Below are 17471 nucleotides of genomic sequence, written 5' to 3'. Positions count from 1 at the left end.
TCGTGGGAGTGGTTCTGGTACAATGCGCCGCTTGCGGTTAACCGCCGCTGACCACTCATTCAATCCGCACGGGTAAGCATGAACGCGCTTGAAAAACGCTCAGTGATGGCTCTGGCCTCGGTGTACGCCATGCGTATGCTCGGGTTGTTCATGGTCATGCCCGTGTTTGTGCTGCTGGGTGCCGACTTGCAGGGCGCAACACCTGCTTTGCTGGGGTTGGCGATTGGGGCATACGGGCTGAGCCAGGCAATGCTTCAGATCCCGTTCGGCTTGCTGTCCGACCGGGTCGGGCGCAAGAAAATGATTTACCTCGGCCTGATACTGTTTGCCTGTGGCAGTCTGCTGGCTGCGTCAACAGACTCTATATACGTTGTCATAGCCGGTCGGATTCTTCAGGGTGCCGGCGCCATAGCCAGTGTACTGATGGCGCTGCTCTCAGACCTCACCCGTGAGGAAGAGCGCACCAAGGCTATGGCCACCGTGGGCATCTCCATTGGCTTGTCATTTTCCGTTTCTCTGGTGCTGGGGCCACTGTTGGGGGCGGCCTGGGGCTTATCGGGTATTTTCTATCTGACAGCGGTGATGGCCGTTCTGGCCATCATTGTCGTGGCCCGTTTGGTGCCTTCTCCCCACACCCAGAAGGCCAGCGCAGACACCCAGCCTGCTCGTGAGATGGTTAGAAAGGTTGTGACCGATGGGCGCTTGTTGCGTCTCGATTTCGGGATCTTCGTCCTGCATTTTGTGCTGACAGCGCTTTTTCTGGTGTTCCCGACGATGCTTCAGGATCAGCTGGGGCTCGCCAGCCGTTCCCATTGGTGGTTTTACTTGAGCGTGATGGTGCTGTCGTTCTTCGCGATGGTGCCGTTTATTATCGTGGGCGAAAAGAAACGGAAGATGAAGCCGGTTCTGTGCCTGGCCATTGCCGTTATGATGATTGCAACAGCCGCCATGACGGGGCTTGGTACGGATGTCTGGCAGGCCTGGGGTATCCTGTTTTTCTTTTTTATGGCTTTTAATCTCCTTGAAGCCAGCTTGCCGTCGCTGATCAGTAAAGAGGCACCGGCCGCGAGTAAAGGGACGGCGATGGGGGTGTACTCAACGTCTCAATTCCTCGGGGCCTTTCTGGGCGGGGCGTTAGGCGGGTATCTGCTACAGAGTATTGGAGTAGACGGTGTGCTCTGGTTGATGGCCGGAGGGCTCTCGGTCTGGCTGCTGACGGCGTTGACTATGCCGGCGCCGAGTTACACGACCAGTCTGGTTGTGCAGCTCGAAGAAATCGTGGACGAAACGTTTGATGATGTGGTCCATCAGCTGCGAAAATTGCCAGGGGTTCAGGACGTGGTGATCGTCGAAGATTCGTCAACGGCGTACCTGAAAGTGGATCGCCTGCATTTTCAGGAAGATCAGCTTGCGCACTTCGAATTTGTCCGGCAGGGTAAAGGGTCTTAAACACAGGGCGCTGGCATGGAGCGCTGGCTTTCCGAATATACGATCAGGAGCATACGATGGCACGAGGCGTAAACAAGGTAATTCTCATTGGTAATCTCGGGCAGGACCCGGACACCCGTTATACACCGAATGGTAATGCGGTTGTTAACCTGAGAATTGCGACGGATGAAAGCTACAAGGATCGTCAAACCGGACAGCTGGTGCCGAGAACCGAATGGCACAGCGTGGTCATTTTCGGGAAAGTGGCGGAAGTCGCGGGCCAGTACCTGCGCAAGGGGTCTAAGGTATACATTGAAGGGCGTCTGCAAACCCGAAAGTGGCAGGGGCAGGATGGCCAGGATCGTTACACCACTGAGATTGTTGTCGACATCAATGGTCAGATGCAGATGCTGGACAGTCGTGGCGGCGGCGAAGGTGGTATGAATCAGGGGGCTCCTCAGGGGCGTCCGCAACAACCACCCCAACAGCAGCAGTCCCAGTACAATGCACCTCCTCAGCAGGGTGGCCATCAGGCCGGGGGTTACAACAATCCTCCGGCTCAGCAGCAGGGCGGTAGCATGCCTGAGCCGATTGATGATTTTGACGACGACATTCCGTTCTAAGGCGGAGTCTGTTACGTGCCCGACCAGCACTGAGGTTTGGGCGGAAGGCACACCCCCGCTGAGGCGGGGGTGTGCTTTTGTGGAGAGGCTTAATCTTCTTCCGCGTCTGGCTGGTCCATACCCAGTTCATTGATTTTCCGGGTCAGCGTATTTCTGCCCCAGCCCAGCAAGATTGAAGCGTCCCGGCGCCGGCCACCGGTATGTTTCAGGGCCGTTTCAATCATGATCCGCTCGAACTCGGGAACCGATGTTTCCAGAATGCCTTTTTTACCTCTTTTGAGTTCCTGTTCTGCCCAGTTTTTCAGCCCTTCCTGCCACGTCACGCCAGCGGCTGCATTCTCTGCGTCCGCCTGATGCAGGAGTTCCGGGGGCAGGTCGTCAATGTGAATCTCACGGCCGCTGGCCATCACAGTCAGCCATCGACATGTGTTTTCCAGTTGGCGGACATTGCCCGGCCAGGGCAGAGTTATCAGATACTCTTCAGCCTCTGGCCGGAGGATCTTGGGCTCAACGGCCAGCTCTTTGGCTGCACGTTTGAGAAAATGCTGCATCAGGCGCGGTATGTCTTCCCGGCGCTCGGCCAGTTTGGGCAGGTGTACGCGGATAACGTTCAGACGGTGAAACAGGTCTTCCCGGAAGCCCCCGGCCTGAACCAGTTGCTCCAGGTCCTGGTGGGTAGCGGCAATGATGCGCACGTCCACTTTGATGGGGGTTGTGCCGCCAACGCGATAAAACTCCCCATCGGCCAGCACCCTTAGCAGCCGGGTCTGGGTATCGGCTGGCATGTCTCCAATCTCATCCAGAAACAGTGTCCCCCCGTTGGCCTGCTCAAAGCGGCCCTGGCGCGCGGCACCCGCCCCGGTAAAAGCGCCTTTTTCATGGCCAAACAGCTCAGACTCAATCAGGTCTTTGGGGATGGCCGCCATATTGAGGGCAATGAAGGGGTTGCGGGCCCTTGGGCTGTGATTGTGCAGGGCCTGGGCCACGAGTTCTTTGCCGGTGCCGCTCTCGCCATTGATCAGCACTGTGATGTTAGAGTGCGACAGGCGCCCGATAGCCCGGAAAACTTCCTGCATGGCTGGCGCTTCGCCGATGATTTCGGTGTTACGGGGAGCGTTGTCGGCCTGGGGCTCGCTGGCCGCCCGTTTTTCATGGCTGTGGGCGACGGCCCGTTTAGCCAGTGCGACGGCATCGTCGACATCGAAGGGTTTGGGGAGGTATTCAAATGCCCCCGTCTGGTAGCTGGTTACCGCGCTCTCGAGATCCGAATGTGCGGTCATGATGATGACCGGGACGTCCTGATGCTGCTCAACGATTCGGGAGAGCAGGGTAATACCGTCAACCCCGGGCATTCGTATATCGCTGATGATGGCATCCGGCTGCTCATGTTCCAGGCGCATCAGGATGCTGTCGCCACTGTCAAACACTCTTGGCTGCATGCCTGCCTGGCTCAGCGCGCGCTCAAGTACCCATCGAATGCTTCTGTCATCGTCGATAATCCAGACGTTTGCCGGTTGGCTCATTTGTTGTCCTCCAAGGGCAGGAAGATGATGAAATCGGTTCTCCCGGGCTCGCTTTCACACTCCACCAGCCCTCGGTGCTGGCCGATGATGCTTTGGGTAATGGAGAGGCCTAGCCCGGTTCCGGACGCGCGGCCACTGATCATGGGGTAGAAAATGTTCTGTAGCAGTTCAGGAAGAATGCCCGGCCCGTTGTCGATGATATCCACCCGGCAGACCAGTCGGTGGCGTCGATGACCAATGGTGAACTGTCGCAGAGCGCGGGTCCGGAAGGTAATGGTTGGAGAGGCAGAAGTACCGGGTGTGTTTTCGTTTTCGAACGCGGCCTCCATGGCATTTCTGGCGATGTTCAGGAAGGCCTGAATCAACTGCTCCTTGTCGCCGGGAAACTCGGGAAGGCTTGGGTCGTAGTCCCGCCGGAGATTAACCCGCCCTTTGCTTTCCGCTTCCACCAGAGTGCGGACACGTTCCAGCACCTCGTGAATATTGGTGGGCGCAATTTTCAGGGCCTTATTGGGGCCCAGCATTCTGTCTACCAGGCTTCGAAGGCGATCCGCTTCGTCGATGATCACCCGGGTGTACTCGCGCTGGTCGTCGTCGGAAAGTTCTCGATCCAGAAGCTGGGCGGCTCCCCGGATACCTCCGAGGGGGTTCTTGATTTCGTGTGCCATGCCCCGCACCAGGATGCGCGTGGTTTCCTGTTGGGAAATGATGTCTTCTTCGCGGCTTATGCGTAACAGGCGATCCCTTGGCTGGATTTCAATCAGCAGCTCGGTTGGCTCCAGGCTGATGGGGGTGACCGAATAGTCCACCGTTAGCCGGGCGCCGCTAAGCAGCGCAAATTCGGCTTCCCTGCGCGTGTAGGACTGGCCGTTCATGGCGGCAGCATGAAGTGTGGTGAGGGCATCTTCGGAGTCCAGCAGTATTTCCTTAAGAGCGGTGCCCTGACTGCGGGTCATGCTGGTTTCGAACAGGCTTTCCGCGGCCGGATTGAGGTATCGAATGGCAAGGTCATGACCGACAACCAGCACCGCGGTGGTCAGGCTGTCCAGAATGCTTCGGTAGCTATTTCCGGATGAGGGGGCTGGATGGAATGACATTTGCTGTTTCCGTTGTCGGCTCATAGGTTGTACCCCTGTGGCTGCAAAAAGCGAACCAGTTTTAGAGTGTCGGGCAGCCTGAGGGCAGGTAACGGGCAGTTTGGGCGCAGCGGCGGGCCCCTATTGCTGTAGCTTGGTGCAGGAGTTCAGTGTCAGTCGCCAGGCAGCCGGGGATTTGCCCTTTGGCTGCCCAGAGTATGGTCATAACTTGGTGCAAATGCACCAAATGAGTGCGATCGGGTTAGTTGAGGACAGACGGACGATGGATGGTAAAGGTGATCGGGGGGCCGCTTTTCACTCGGACGCCATTCTGATCGACAATGTGTACGCCGGCTTCGTGTGTTCCCCGGTCTATGTTGTCAACGGCAACGGAGCCCGATGAGCTTTGTCCCACGGGTTGTCCGTCGAGCGTTACTTCGAACTTGTGGCCGCGCCTGAGGGGTGGGGTGCTCTGCATCTCAAACGTCACGGCGCCATTGCCGCTGTGAAAAGCCTGTTCGTTCGCGGGATTGACGAATTCCACACTTTGGTAAGCTGCGCTTTCACGCTCCATTCGTTCACGCAGTTGCTCTGGTTCCCTGACCGCCTCTGGCTTGGGAAGCGTGATGGTGGTGACTGGCTTCACCTGGACCTCTTCACCCCCTTCCATCGGCTCGTCTGAGAACGTGACGTTCCCGTGGGCATCGACGTGACGATATACCTCACTGAAGGCAGGGAGGGGGGCGAGTATCAGCAGACCCGCGGCGAGTAGAATGGGTGCTTTCATGGCAATAACCTGCGGTAGTTAACTGGTTTGATTATCGATTGCGGGCATGATCATTTCAACGGAGTGGCCCACTTCCTTGGTTACATATCGTTAAGAGCGTGGGTCCGGGCTCAGAATTGGGACGGCGGGCACAAAAAACCCCGCTTGTAGCGGGGCTTTCTGATCTGCCTGGTTCAGCTCTGCACCAAAATGGTGCGCCGATTTAGCAGGAGTAGTACAGGTCGAACTCGACCGGGTGGGTGGTCATGTTCAGGCGCTCAACCTCGCCTCGTTTGAGGTCAATGTAGCCTGCGATCATGTCTTCAGTGAAAACGCCGCCACGGGTCAGGAACTCGTGATCTGCTTCCAGGCAATCAAGGGCCTCGGACAGGGTCTCGGCCACCTTAGGAATGTTCAGCGCTTCTTCTTTGGGCAGGTCATACAGATCCTTGTCCATGGCATCGCCCGGGTGAATCTTGTTCTGAATACCGTCCAGACCGGCCATCATCAGGGCTGCAAATGCCAGGTACGGGTTGGCGGATGCGTCCGGGAAGCGTACTTCAATCCGACGGGCTTTCGGGCTGTTAACGTAAGGGATGCGGATAGAGGCAGAGCGGTTGCGGGCGGAGTAGGCCAGCATAACCGGTGCTTCGTAGCCGGGAACCAGACGCTTGTAAGAGTTGGTGGAGCTGTTGGTGAAGGCGTTAATGGCCTTGGCATGCTTGATCACGCCGCCAATGTAATACAGGGCTTCTTCACTCAGGCCTGCGTAGCTGTCGCCGGCAAACAGGTTTTTGCCATCTTTGCTCAGGGACATGTGAACGTGCATGCCTGACCCGTTGTCACCGACCACAGGCTTGGGCATAAAGGTAGCGGTCTTGCCGTACGCGTGGGCGACGTTGTGAACACAGTACTTCAGGATTTGTACTTCGTCCGCTTTGTGGGTCAGGGTGTTGGCACCCACACCGATTTCGCACTGGCCGGCTGTGCCCACTTCATGGTGGTGGACTTCGATTTCCAGGCCCATGGACTCCATGGCGGCACACATGGCACCACGCAGGTCATGCAGGCTGTCAACCGGAGGAACCGGGAAGTAACCGCCTTTGACTCCAGGGCGATGGCCGATGTTGTTACGATCAAAGTCTTCGCCAGAAACCCAAGCGGCTTCCTCAGAGTGGATGTGGTACATCGCACCCTGCATGTCTACGTTCCATTTTACGGAATCAAAGACAAAGAACTCCGGCTCCGGGCCAAACAGGGCGCCGTCCGCAATCCCTGTGGATTTCAGATACTCTTCAGCGCGGCGGGCAACAGAACGGGGGTCACGCTCGTAACCCTGCATGGTAGAGGGTTCTACAATGTTGCAGGTGATGTTGACGGTGGTTTCTTCGGTGAAAGGGTCCAGTACGGATGTTTCGTCGTCTGGCATCAGGATCATGTCGGATTCGTTGATGCCTTTCCAGCCAGCGATGGACGAGCCATCAAACATCTTGCCGTCAATGAAAAAGTCTTCGTCTGCCTCAGTCGCAGGCATGGTCACGTGCTGCTCTTTACCGCGGCTGTCAGTGAAACGCAGGTCAATCCACTTGACTTCGTGTTCTTTGATCAAATCAATCGTCTTGGACATTGTGCATGCTCCATAAGGTTTTACACGTTCGTTGTGCCGGATCGTTCAGTATTCTGAGGCTCGATCTTTTTCAGGTCAGGGAAGCTTACCAGAAGCTTTGGGTCCTTACCTTCACTATGCGGCTGCCTGAGTGAAAGCAAGCAGCTTGCCAGTTTTCAGGTGTTGCGCCAGATCAGAGCAGTGGCAAGGCTTTCGGGCTGGTATAGCGCACTTTGATGGTTTGGGGTGCGCCGTTTTGTTTCGTCTTTATGCACTAAGTTGGTGCGATGGGCCGGGATTCGCCTGATAATGGTGCGCGACCTCGATTGGTTACATAATAGGCACTAAACTTCATATAATCGCCATGGACTTTTCGATATACTGCGCGCCGCTAATTTCTTCAGGATACCCGTTGTGATTGATAAGCTTAGAAACGTTGCCATTATTGCCCACGTCGACCATGGCAAGACGACCCTGGTTGACCAGCTGCTGCGCCAGTCTGGCACTCTGGACCGAAAGGAGCTCGAAAACGAGCGAGTGATGGACTCCAACGACCAGGAAAAAGAGCGTGGCATCACCATTCTGGCGAAAAACACGGCTCTTAAATGGAAAGACTACGATATCAATATCGTAGACACCCCGGGCCACGCCGATTTCGGCGGAGAGGTCGAGCGTGTCATGAGCATGGTTGACAGTGTTCTGTTGGTGGTGGACTCCATTGATGGCCCCATGCCGCAAACCCGTTTCGTAACCCAGAAAGCTTTCGCAGCGGGCCTTCGTCCGATTGTCGTTGTCAACAAGATTGATCGGCCGGGTGCGCGCCCGGACTGGGTGATCGATCAGGTGTTTGATCTGTTTGACAACCTGGGCGCCACGGATGAACAGCTGGACTTCCCGATTGTCTATGCCAGTGCCCTGAACGGGATTGCCGGCCTCGACTACGAAGATCTGCACGATAATATGGATGCGGTCTTCCAGGCTATTGTGGACCATGTGCCGGCACCGTCGGTGGATCTTGACGGCCCGTTCCAGATGCAGGTTTCCCAGCTGGACTACAACAGCTTCCTGGGGGTAATCGGGATTGGTCGTATCATGCGCGGCAAGGTGAAAACCAACACGCCAGTGGTCGCGATCGGCGCGGATGGCAAGAAGCGGAACGGCCGTATACTGAAGATCATGGGGCACTCCGGTCTCCAGCGAGTGGAGGTTGAAGAGGCGCAGGCGGGCGATATCGTGTGTGTCAGCGGCCTGGAGCAGCTGTTTATTTCCGATACTCTGTGTGATCCCTCCAATGTTGAGGCCCTTCCGGCTCTGACCGTTGATGAACCAACGGTATCCATGACCTTCCAGGTAAACGATTCGCCGTTTGCCGGTAAAGAAGGCAAGTACGTCACCAGCCGCAACATCAAGGAGCGTCTGGAGAAGGAGCTTCTCCACAACGTGGCCTTGCGGGTTGAAGAAGGTGACTCTGCAGACAAGTTCAAAGTGTCGGGCCGTGGTGAGCTGCACCTCTCGGTGCTGATCGAGAATATGCGCCGCGAGAATTTCGAGCTGGCGGTAGGGCGTCCGGTCGTGGTGGTGAAGGAAGTCGATGGCGAGAAGCAGGAACCCTACGAGAACGTCATCATTGATATCGAAGAGCAGCACCAGGGCCCGATTATGGAGCAAATGGGGCTGCGGAAGGGTGATATGACCAACATGATTCCGGATGGTAAAGGGCGTATCCGCCTTGACTACACCATTCCGGCCCGGGGGCTGATTGGTTTCCGGAACACCTTCCTCACCATGACGTCTGGTACCGGTATTCTCACATCAACCTTCAGCCACTACGGCCCGGTCAAAATGGGTGATGTGACCAGTCGCCAGAATGGCGTGATCGTCTCCATGGCGACAGGGACTGCATTGACCTACTCGCTGGAAACCCTGCAGAGTCGTGGCAAGCTGTTCCTGGATCCGGGTCAGGAAATCTACGAAGGCCAGCTGTGTGGCATCCACAGTCGTGATAGCGACCTGGTGGTTAACCCGACCAAAGGCAAGAAGCTGGACAACATGCGTGCCTCTGGCAAGGATGAGGTGATTGGGCTGGTGCCGCCGATCAAGTTTACCCTTGAGCAGGCGTTGGAATTCATTGACGACGACGAGCTGGTAGAGGTAACGCCCAAGTCCATTCGTCTGCGCAAGAAGCTGCTGACAGAAAACGAGCGTAAGCGCGCGAACAAGAAGTAATCGTTGCGGGGCTGTCATCGCTCATGGAATGCCGTCCGGCGGTGCCATGAGAGATTGCAGCCCCTGTATTTTTTTCGCCAGCCTCAGCTAGACTTCCGTTATTCCCGAAACGGAGCTTCCCATGCTGACTCTCTACCCCGACATTGAACCATACGCCCGCCACCGGTTGGCGGTCGATCATCCCCACGAATTGTACCTTGAGGAATCCGGCAATCCGGATGGCATTCCCGTTATTGTGATCCACGGAGGTCCTGGGGGAGGGTGCGAGGATTACCACCGCCGTTTTTTCGATGCCGAGCGTTTTCGGATCGTTCTGCTGGATCAGCGTGGCGCTGGCCGGTCGACGCCGCTGGCGGAGCTGAGAGAGAACTCGACCACCAGGCTGGTTGAAGATCTGGAAGCGGTAAGGCGGTTCCTTGGGATTGACCGGTGGTTGCTATTTGGTGGCAGCTGGGGATCAACCCTGAGCCTGGTGTATGCCGAAACGCATCCGGAACGCGTGCTCGGATTGGTCTTGAGGGGCATCTTTCTTTGCCGTCCACAGGATATTCAATGGTTCTACCAGGACGGCGCCAGCCGGATATTTCCTGATTACTGGCAAGACTATCTTGCGCCGATTCCGGGGCCAGAACGGGGCGATATGGTATCGGCCTATTACCGGCGTCTGACCAGCCCGAATGAGCTTGAGCAGATTCAGGCAGCGAAGGCCTGGTCGGTCTGGGAGGGGCGTTGTGCAACGTTGCAACCCAACCCGAAGGTGGTTGAACATTTTGGCCATCCCCATGTGGCCATTGCCCTCGCCCGGATTGAATGCCATTACTTTATGAATCGTGCTTTTCTAGAGCCTGATCAGATCGTCCGGAGGGCGTCGCGCCTGAAGGATATTCCCGGGGTGATCGTTCACGGCCGGTACGACATGGTGTGCCCGCTGGATAACGCACTGGCATTGCATCATGCATGGCCGGAAGCCGAGTTTCAGATTATCCGGGAAGCCGGCCATTCAGCGTCGGAACCGGCCATTGTGGATGCCTTGATTCGTGGCGTGGAAGACGTGGTAGCCCGGGGGATGCCGGTTGCTGGCTGAGAATGCGACTTTTTATTGATCTGACAGGGTTGCGGTGCTCAGGCGGGCTCTATACACTTTCGACGTTTCAGAATTTTAACCCTCGGTGTTAACGCTCAAGGGACTGAATGAAAGGACTTATCCAGCGTGTTTCGGAAGCCAGCGTAGCCGTTAGCGGTGAGACGGTTGGCCGTATTGGCCCCGGATTGCTGTTGCTCCTTGGTGTCGAAAAGGGCGATGCACTGAATGAGGCAAAGGACCTGTGCCGAAAAATCCTCTCTTATCGGGTCTTCCCGGATGAGCAAGGCCGGATGAATGTCAGCGTTCTGGACTCCGGCGGCTCGTTGCTCGTAGTGCCCCAGTTTACTCTCGCCGCAGATACCTCTTCAGGCACGCGCCCGGGCTTTTCGCTGGCTGCAGCGCCTGGCCCTGCCAACCAGCTTTATCGTGAGTTCGTGGTGCTGGCCCGGCAGGCGCTGGGGGATGCTCGTGTGGGGACGGGGGAGTTTGGCGCGGACATGAAAGTAGCGCTGGTGAATGACGGGCCGGTGACGTTCATGCTTGAGACGGGCAGGAAGGAGGCGTGCACAAAAATGTGACGTTTTGGATGCGCGGGCTTCGCTGGAGTGCATCAGAGAGCGTCGGTTTTGATTGTATCGCGGGCATTGTTGTTTGGTTTTTTTATAACCAATTGTTTTTTAGTTTGTTTTTTTGGTTTGGCCCTGAATTTGGTTGTGCTGAAAGGGGGTAGCTGATAGTACGGGTTGATCTAAATATAAAGATTACAAATGCAAATGGGGCTAAAAAATAGCCATTAAAAATTTGCAAAAAAACGTACATTGTATTAAAACAGGTTCATCACGCAGAGCTTTAATAAAGCTTTGTAAGTGGTTGAGATCTAAGGCAAGCGTGCTTGCTTATAAAAAGAAGAAAAGCTGCTCCCGCAGGATATCAGAGGGCAGACCGGAATCCGGCAAGTATGGCTAATGGCTGTACCCGCCAATAAAAATCGGGATTTAGACCCGTCGAAAACCTGAGTTAACTCAATAAGGAAGACGCAACATGAAAAAAACGATCCTTGCTTCTGCGATTGCAGCTGCAACTTTCTCTGGCGCTGCTCTGGCACAGGAAAGCAACCTGCCGACGGTGTACGGTAACATCCAGTACGCCATCTCCCACGATAACTTCGACGGCGGCCCTTCTTCTGTTGAGCATTTCGACAACGGCTCAACTCTGGGTGTGACCCACGAGCACGAAATCGCTCCGGGCGTTACCGGCTTCTTCAAGATGGAGCTGGAAGGTATTGACGCTGACGACAAGTCCAAGAGCTCTGGTATTGACGGCCTGGACGAAGCCTACATCGGTGTGAAAGGCGACAGCTTTGGTAAAATCTGGGTAGGTTCTGACGACTCTACTTACGAAACTGCCATCGACGAAATCGCTAACTACTACGAAGTTGGCTCCATGAACCTGGGTGGCGACTACGACACTGGCGAAGGTGATCTGGTTCAGTACCTGTCTCCGTCCTTCGGTGGCCTGACCCTGGGTGCGGCCGTTCAGATTAACGGCGACGACGACAACAAGGGCAATGGCAAGAAATCCTACCCTTGGCAGCTGGCTGCTATGTATAACGTAGACGCTCTGGAACTGGCGTTTGCGATCGACTCCAACGACACTGGCAGTGCCAACAACGACAACACCTACGGCCTGCGCGCCAGCTACACAGCTGGTGACCTGCGTGTGACTGGTGAGTACCAGACTCGTAAAGACGTTCGTGACGTGATTGGCCTGATGGGTGTTTACACCATGGGTAAAAACCAGTTCGCACTGTCTTACGAGCTGGGTGAAGCCGATGGCGATGCAGGCGACGACAAGCAAGACGTCATCACTCTGCAGGCTCTGCATAACCTGTCTGACCACATGTACGTTTACGTTGAAGGCTACTTCGGTGGCGGTGACGACGTATACGAGTACACAGATTCTCTCGGTAACAACGCCGTTACTGATGAGCGTACTCTCGCAGCCGTTGGTGCTGTTTACTACTTCTGATCAGCCAGTCGGCTAATCCCGTAGTAACGAAAGCCGGTGACTTTGTCACCGGCTTTTCTGTTTTTGTAGGACGAGATCAAGAGGATGTCCCCCGATGGCGACAGAGCTGGAAATAAAACTGACCCTTTCTGAGAAGGCTCAGGCGGAAGCGTTTGACTGGTTGATGCATCGGCCCGGGGCGACGGAAGGGGCCGTGAAAACGTTGATCAACCGCTACTACGATACGCACGATGCGGCACTGAATCGGGCGAAGGCCGCCTTGCGAGTTCGTCATGACGGGAAGCGGTACATTCAGACCCTCAAGACCCAGGGGGATTTCGTGGGCGGCGCTCATCGCCGGCAGGAATGGGAGTGGGAGCTGTCAGGGCCGGATCTGGATTTGTCTCTTCTGGCACAGACTCCACTCCACGATCAGATGGATATTGATGAGTTGACGCTTGCTTTCGAAACGAACTTTCAGCGGCAGATCGTGATGCTGGAGCAGGGCGATACCGTGATTGAGGTGGCGCTGGATTCAGGGGGCATCATCAGTGGTTCGACAGAAAGGCCGTTGCACGAAGTGGAGTTCGAGTTGAAATCGGGCGATGCCGGGGCGCTGATTGATCATGCCCTGGCGTTGGCGAAAGTGGTTCCGGTTTTTCTTAATCTGGTGAGCAAGGCCGAGCAGGGTTATTTCCTAGCGGGCATCTACACGCCTTCACTGGCTTTGCCGTCTGCGCCCTTCAGTGGTGTGTCGTTACTCCAGCACCTGAGCCGGGCCTGGTTAATGGATCAAGCTGTGCAGGTGCCGCCCGGCTTGCTGACGGAGGTAGAGCGTCAGGCATCCGATTGCTCACAACGGACGTTGTGGCGGAAAGTTTCAGACGCGCTGGAAGCCGGCGTGACGGTGCCTGAACTGATGGTGCGTTTCCCGTCCCTGGGAGAGCTGCAGTTGCGCCTCGCGTCAGTTGACTGAGTTCTCCGGGGCGTCGGGCTTGTCTTGTCCCGCAGCCTTCTCTTCATGCAGGGCTCGCCATTGAATCAGGAAGTCCCGGTAGCGATCCAGCGCTTCCTCAACGACGGAAACGTCGGGAGTCTCGCTGGATCGCACCAGAACGATTAACCCTTTCCCCTCCACTTCGGCATTGGTATCGGGGTGGCAGATCACTTCATTCTCGTGGTCAATGTAGGCCAGTGCGGTTCCGATTCCGTGGCGAACCAGAGCGCTGACAATGTCAGCCCAGGTCAGGTCATCCAGTTCAAGATCATAGCGGTGCGGGTGGTCTTTCTCGTAGTTGAACATGTCTTCAAGGACTTTTTCAGATCCGGGAGCGACGACGGCTCGCACCATGATTTCCGGGTAGGTGCGTACCGGGCGAATGGTGGTGCGTACTCCCAGGGCTTTGAAGCGGCCCCGGTTGTGGTCGCTGACGCACTCAACGGTTGCCCGCCCGCCCAGGTTGGATTCCGCCAGCCGGTGAGCAATATCAAATGTCAGGCTGTCGGAGAATGGGTCGGTCTCATCGGCTGCCAGCACAATGATGTGTCTGGCGCTGCCGGCGTGCACGGATTTCAGAGCCTCGGGGTCGTTGCCGGAGCCATGAAAATGAACTACGCCGCAATCCGCGAGCTCGGCGGGTAAGCCTCCGGGAAACTGGCGGGTGAGCAACATGATGGGCACGGTGTGGTATTCCGGGACCGAGCGAATCTGGGAGGCAAATCGCATGAAATACTGTTCACCGCCACTGCGCGGTGTGTTGATGATGACAATATGGTCTTTCATTTTATAGATCCAGCGTCCAGTCAGTATGCGTTCTCTGCGGTAAAAACGATATTCAATGTAGTCACTGACAATCAGGGTCAGCAGGGTGATGGCGGAGACGAACATCAGCGCGATCGTGCTGAGGCGGCCGATGGGGGTTACCGGTGAGTAGTCGCCGTAGCCAACGGTCACAAGCGTGGTCATGGTTAGCCAGACGGCTTCTAAGAGCGACAGCGGTTCTACTGTCCATAAGATGAAAATCTGAGCTGTCACCAACCCTCCCAGGATGACGAAGAGCCGTTTTATGCGGCTCCTGATCAAGCCTCCCATCGGGAGGTGGGATTGCGTGTGCTCCGGGTTCAGGGGGCGTTTATTTCGCATCATGGAGAGCGGGTGCCTGTTCAGTCCTTGGCGAGTTCGTTATACAGTAACTGAAATATATCAGAGAGACAGAGGGTTGCGTTATGTCTGAGCCTTGGGCGTCCCTGCCGACAGCGTTGGCAAAGGAGGTTTCAGGATGCTGGAAGGCGGTATTTCCGGCGGGTGCACCTGCGTGGTTCGCCGCTGGGGGTGTCTCTGAGGCGGACCTTGCAGAGGCACTGGGGCGCAGCCTGTTTCTGAGGCAGACGCTGGACCGCCACCTCAATCAGATTCAGTCAGCGCTGCTGAAGAGGCCGCTGACCGAGCCAACCACCGAGGTCTGGCTCAGGGAGCGTTTAGGCGAGTATCTGGCGCCGGTTGATTCCGAGCCAGGCCTGCACGTGGCGCTTCGCCAGTATCGGCGGGAAGTCCAGTTCCGGATTATCTGGCGAGACCTGATGAGATGGGCCGGGCTCGAGGAAACGATGGCGGCCACCAGTGCTTTTGCGGATATCGCGATCGATGGTGCTTTGAGCTGGTTATACCCCCGCGCCTGTGAGGAGTTTGGTACGCCCTGGGGGCGCGACCCGATTACCGGGCAGGATGCCCGGCAGAACATGGTGGTGCTTGGCATGGGGAAGCTCGGAGGGCGGGAGTTGAACGTTTCCTCTGACATCGATCTTATTTTTGCCTTTCCGTCCAAGGGTGAGACCCGGGGCGGGCGGCGGGCTCTGGATAATCAGCAGTTTTTTGTCCGGCTTGGGCAGCGGTTGATACAGGCGCTGGATCAGATGACGGCTGATGGATTCGTTTTTCGCGTGGATATGCGACTGCGTCCATACGGCCAGAGTGGCGCGCTGGCGTTAAGTTTTGCTGCACTTGAGACTTATTATCAGGATCAGGGGCGAGACTGGGAACGTTATGCCATGGTGAAGGCTCGGGTGGTCGCTGGAGATCAGCGGGCAGGCGAGGCTCTGATGGAGAGCCTGCGGCCGTTTGTATACCGTAAGTACATTGATTTCAGTGCCTTTGAATCTCTCCGTAGCATGAAGGAAATGATCAGTCGTGAGGTGCGTCGGAAAGGGCTCGAAAATAACATCAAACTGGGCAGTGGCGGGATTCGCGAGATCGAATTTGTGGTGCAGGCCTTTCAGCTGATCCGAGGGGGGCGTGACCGGGAGCTTCAGCAAAGAGAGTTGTTGCAGATTCTGAGTGAGCTGGAAGCTCTGGAACTCCTGCCTTCGCGTGTAGTCGATGAGTTGCGAAGTGCCTATGTGTTCTTGCGGAATCTGGAACACGCCCTTCAGGGCGTTGAGGACAGGCAGACACAGATTCTCCCGGAGGATGATCTGTCCTGTGCACGGATTGCGCGCATAATGGGGCACGACGGTTGGGCAGAGTGTCTCGCAGAGCTGAATGGGCATCGTGCCCGGGTCGCCCGTCATTTTGCGGATATCATCGCCACTGAGGATCAGGCGGGCTCGGATGACAGTGGCGTTGACGACGGCTGCTATGAGCTCTGGCTCTCGGAAATGGACGAATCAGCGGCTCTGGACTGGCTGAAAAGCAGTGGCTTTGAAGACCCGGAAGGAAGCTACAGGCGACTGGCAAACCTTCGTGATGGCCGAACGGTGCAAATGCTTCAGACTCAGGGGCGTAAGCGGTTGAATCAGTTCGTGCCGCTGTTGCTCAACGCGTTGAAAGATGTCGAGAAACCCTCGGAAACGCTGGAGAGAGTGCTGCAGTTGGTTGAGGCGATTCTGCGCAGGACGGCGTATATGGTCCTGCTGATGGAGAACCCGGGGGCGATGACGCAGTTGGTGCGCTTGTGCAGCGACAGCCCGTGGATTGCCCGGTTGCTGGCGGAGACGCCGTTATTGCTGGACGAGCTGCTGAACGCCGACAGTCTCTACAGCCCGCCGGCGAAAGGGGAGTTGCAGGATGACCTTCGGCAGCAGATGCTCCGAATTCCCTACGAGGATCTTGAGGATCAGATGGAAGCGTTGCGCTATTTTAAAAAGGCGCATGTGCTGCGGGTTGCGGCCTCGGAGCTGAAAGGGACTTTGCCGCTGATGAAGGTGAGCGATTATCTCACCTGGATTGCCGAGGTGGTGCTGGATCATGTGGTGGATGTTGCATTTTCGAATCTGGTAGCCCGACACGGGTATCCTCGTCGAGCTGACGGTTCTGCCTGCAATACGGATTTCGCCATTATCGGGTATGGGAAGCTGGGGGGGATCGAGCTTGGTTACACCTCGGATCTGGACCTTGTCTTTGTGCACCAGGCAGACCCGCAGCTGACCACCGATGGAGAAAAGCCCATTGATAATGCGGTGTTCTATACCCGTCTGGGGCAGAGAATTGTACATATTCTGAGTACCCAGACGCCGTCCGGGCAGTTGTATGAAGTGGATATGAGGCTTCGGCCCTCAGGGAACTCCGGGCTGCTTGTCAGTACATTGCAGGCGTTTGAAAAATATCAGCAGGAAGACGCCTGGACCTGGGAGCATCAGGCGCTTGCCAGAGCCCGGGGGGTGGCGGGCTGTGCTGAAACGCTGCAGGCCTTTGAACGTATCCGTCACCAGATCCTGTGTCGGCCACGGGAAAAGAATGCGTTGCGACGAGAGGTGTCGGAAATGAGGGAGAAAATGCGCAGCACCCTCGGGACGCCTGAAGCAAGCCGGGGCTCAACCTTTCATATCAAGCACGACCACGGCGGTATTGTGGATATTGAGTTTATGGTGCAATACCTCATGCTGACGTGGTGTGCCGGGCATCCGGAATTGACTCAGTGGAGCGACAACATCCGGCAGATGGAAGAGCTGGGGCGAGCCGGGGTCCTGCCGGTGGCAGACACCGAGAGGCTGCGTGATGTGTTTATTACGTTGCGATCCACTATTCACCGGCGCGCCTTACAAAACCTTAACAGTCAGGTGGACGGTGGTGCGTTTGGTGAAGAGCGTGCCTACATCGAAAGTATGTGGCAAAAAGTCATGACTAGGTAGCAAGC

At 56.4% G+C, this 17471-nt stretch carries 13 protein-coding genes; 8 read left to right on the top strand and 5 right to left on the bottom strand.

Translation table 11 applies throughout. The features are described 5' to 3' along the window. Positions 1-78 precede the first annotated feature (78 nt). Together K325_RS0116175 and ssb are read left to right on the top strand one after the other, a co-directional pair. Complete coding sequence (locus K325_RS0116175; protein ID WP_029655311.1) at positions 79-1449, top strand: MFS transporter; 1371 nt, start codon at positions 79-81, stop codon at positions 1447-1449. 56 nt (positions 1450-1505) lie between these two features. Next, positions 1506-2051 (top strand): single-stranded DNA-binding protein, encoded by a 546-nt coding sequence (gene ssb / locus K325_RS0116170; protein WP_029655310.1) that lies wholly within the window; start codon positions 1506-1508, stop codon positions 2049-2051. 89 nt (positions 2052-2140) lie between these two features. On the opposite strand, the gene glnG is transcribed toward ssb, so the two are convergent. The 4 genes from glnG to glnA all read right to left on the bottom strand — a co-directional run bounded on the left by glnG (position 2141) and on the right by glnA (position 7043). Beyond that, complete coding sequence (glnG, locus tag K325_RS0116165; protein WP_029655309.1) at positions 2141-3574, bottom strand: nitrogen regulation protein NR(I); 1434 nt, start codon at positions 3572-3574, stop codon at positions 2141-2143. After that, on the bottom strand, positions 3571-4671 hold the full coding sequence (gene glnL, locus K325_RS0116160) for a nitrogen regulation protein NR(II) (protein ID WP_029655308.1): 1101 nt from the start codon (positions 4669-4671) through the stop codon (positions 3571-3573). The genes glnG and glnL overlap by 4 nt, the downstream gene beginning before the upstream one ends. Before the next feature lie 241 nt (positions 4672-4912). Then, on the bottom strand, positions 4913-5437 hold the full coding sequence (locus tag K325_RS0116155) for a DUF4124 domain-containing protein (protein WP_029655307.1): 525 nt from the start codon (positions 5435-5437) through the stop codon (positions 4913-4915). Positions 5438-5639: 202 nt separating this feature from the next. Further along, positions 5640-7043, bottom strand: a complete 1404-nt coding sequence (gene glnA / locus K325_RS0116150) for a glutamate--ammonia ligase (RefSeq protein WP_029655306.1) — start codon at positions 7041-7043, stop codon at positions 5640-5642. A 393-nt stretch (positions 7044-7436) separates the two neighbouring features. On the opposite strand from glnA, the gene typA reads away from it, so the two are divergent. The 5 genes from typA to K325_RS0116125 all read left to right on the top strand — a co-directional run bounded on the left by typA (position 7437) and on the right by K325_RS0116125 (position 13315). After that, complete coding sequence (gene typA / locus K325_RS0116145) at positions 7437-9248, top strand: translational GTPase TypA (protein WP_029655305.1); 1812 nt, start codon at positions 7437-7439, stop codon at positions 9246-9248. Positions 9249-9369: 121 nt separating this feature from the next. Beyond that, the gene (gene pip, locus K325_RS0116140) at positions 9370-10332 is read left to right on the top strand and encodes a prolyl aminopeptidase (RefSeq protein WP_029655304.1); all 963 of its coding nucleotides are present in this window, start codon (positions 9370-9372) and stop codon (positions 10330-10332) included. Between the two features lie 107 nt (positions 10333-10439). After that, complete coding sequence (dtd, locus tag K325_RS0116135; RefSeq protein ID WP_029655303.1) at positions 10440-10910, top strand: D-aminoacyl-tRNA deacylase; 471 nt, start codon at positions 10440-10442, stop codon at positions 10908-10910. A gap of 463 nt (positions 10911-11373) precedes the next feature. Further along, a complete protein-coding gene (locus K325_RS0116130; RefSeq protein ID WP_029655302.1) occupies positions 11374-12360 on the top strand; it encodes a porin in 987 nt (328 codons plus the stop codon). 94 nt (positions 12361-12454) lie between these two features. Further along, positions 12455-13315 carry a CYTH domain-containing protein gene (locus tag K325_RS0116125; RefSeq protein WP_029655301.1) on the top strand — a complete coding sequence of 287 codons (861 nt, stop codon included), beginning with the start codon at positions 12455-12457 and terminating at the stop codon, positions 13313-13315. Here K325_RS0116125 and K325_RS0116120 read toward each other — a convergent pair. Further along, on the bottom strand, positions 13304-14485 hold the full coding sequence (locus K325_RS0116120; protein WP_051146685.1) for a potassium channel family protein: 1182 nt from the start codon (positions 14483-14485) through the stop codon (positions 13304-13306). The two genes, K325_RS0116125 and K325_RS0116120, sit on opposite strands and share 12 nt — an antisense overlap. A gap of 80 nt (positions 14486-14565) precedes the next feature. Between K325_RS0116120 and glnE the strand changes: the two genes are divergently transcribed. Then, entirely contained in the window at positions 14566-17466 is a 2901-nt protein-coding gene (gene glnE / locus K325_RS0116115) for a bifunctional [glutamate--ammonia ligase]-adenylyl-L-tyrosine phosphorylase/[glutamate--ammonia-ligase] adenylyltransferase (protein ID WP_029655299.1), read from the top strand. Positions 17467-17471 lie beyond the last annotated feature (5 nt).

It is taken from the genome of Marinobacter daepoensis DSM 16072 (assembly GCF_000421165.1).
GTDB classification, from domain to species: Bacteria; Pseudomonadota; Gammaproteobacteria; order Pseudomonadales; family Oleiphilaceae; genus Marinobacter; species Marinobacter daepoensis.
Note: the sequence above shows the minus strand (reverse complement) of the source record. Positions and strands in the feature narration are given on the sequence as shown.

Excerpts from the sequence above, each read along its gene's own strand:
- K325_RS0116175 (WP_029655311.1), top strand. The coding sequence starts at position 79 with ATGAACGCGCTTGAAAAACGCTCAGTGATGGCTCTGGCCTCGGTGTAC.
- ssb (WP_029655310.1), top strand. The coding sequence starts at position 1,506 with ATGGCACGAGGCGTAAACAAGGTAATTCTCATTGGTAATCTCGGGCAG.
- glnG (WP_029655309.1), bottom strand. The coding sequence starts at position 3,574 with ATGAGCCAACCGGCAAACGTCTGGATTATCGACGATGACAGAAGCATT.
- glnL (WP_029655308.1), bottom strand. The coding sequence starts at position 4,671 with ATGTCATTCCATCCAGCCCCCTCATCCGGAAATAGCTACCGAAGCATT.
- K325_RS0116155 (WP_029655307.1), bottom strand. The coding sequence starts at position 5,437 with ATGAAAGCACCCATTCTACTCGCCGCGGGTCTGCTGATACTCGCCCCC.
- glnA (WP_029655306.1), bottom strand. The coding sequence starts at position 7,043 with ATGTCCAAGACGATTGATTTGATCAAAGAACACGAAGTCAAGTGGATT.
- pip (WP_029655304.1), top strand. The coding sequence starts at position 9,370 with ATGCTGACTCTCTACCCCGACATTGAACCATACGCCCGCCACCGGTTG.
- dtd (WP_029655303.1), top strand. The coding sequence starts at position 10,440 with ATGAAAGGACTTATCCAGCGTGTTTCGGAAGCCAGCGTAGCCGTTAGC.
- K325_RS0116130 (WP_029655302.1), top strand. The coding sequence starts at position 11,374 with ATGAAAAAAACGATCCTTGCTTCTGCGATTGCAGCTGCAACTTTCTCT.
- K325_RS0116125 (WP_029655301.1), top strand. The coding sequence starts at position 12,455 with ATGGCGACAGAGCTGGAAATAAAACTGACCCTTTCTGAGAAGGCTCAG.
- K325_RS0116120 (WP_051146685.1), bottom strand. The coding sequence starts at position 14,485 with ATGATGCGAAATAAACGCCCCCTGAACCCGGAGCACACGCAATCCCAC.
- glnE (WP_029655299.1), top strand. The coding sequence starts at position 14,566 with ATGTCTGAGCCTTGGGCGTCCCTGCCGACAGCGTTGGCAAAGGAGGTT.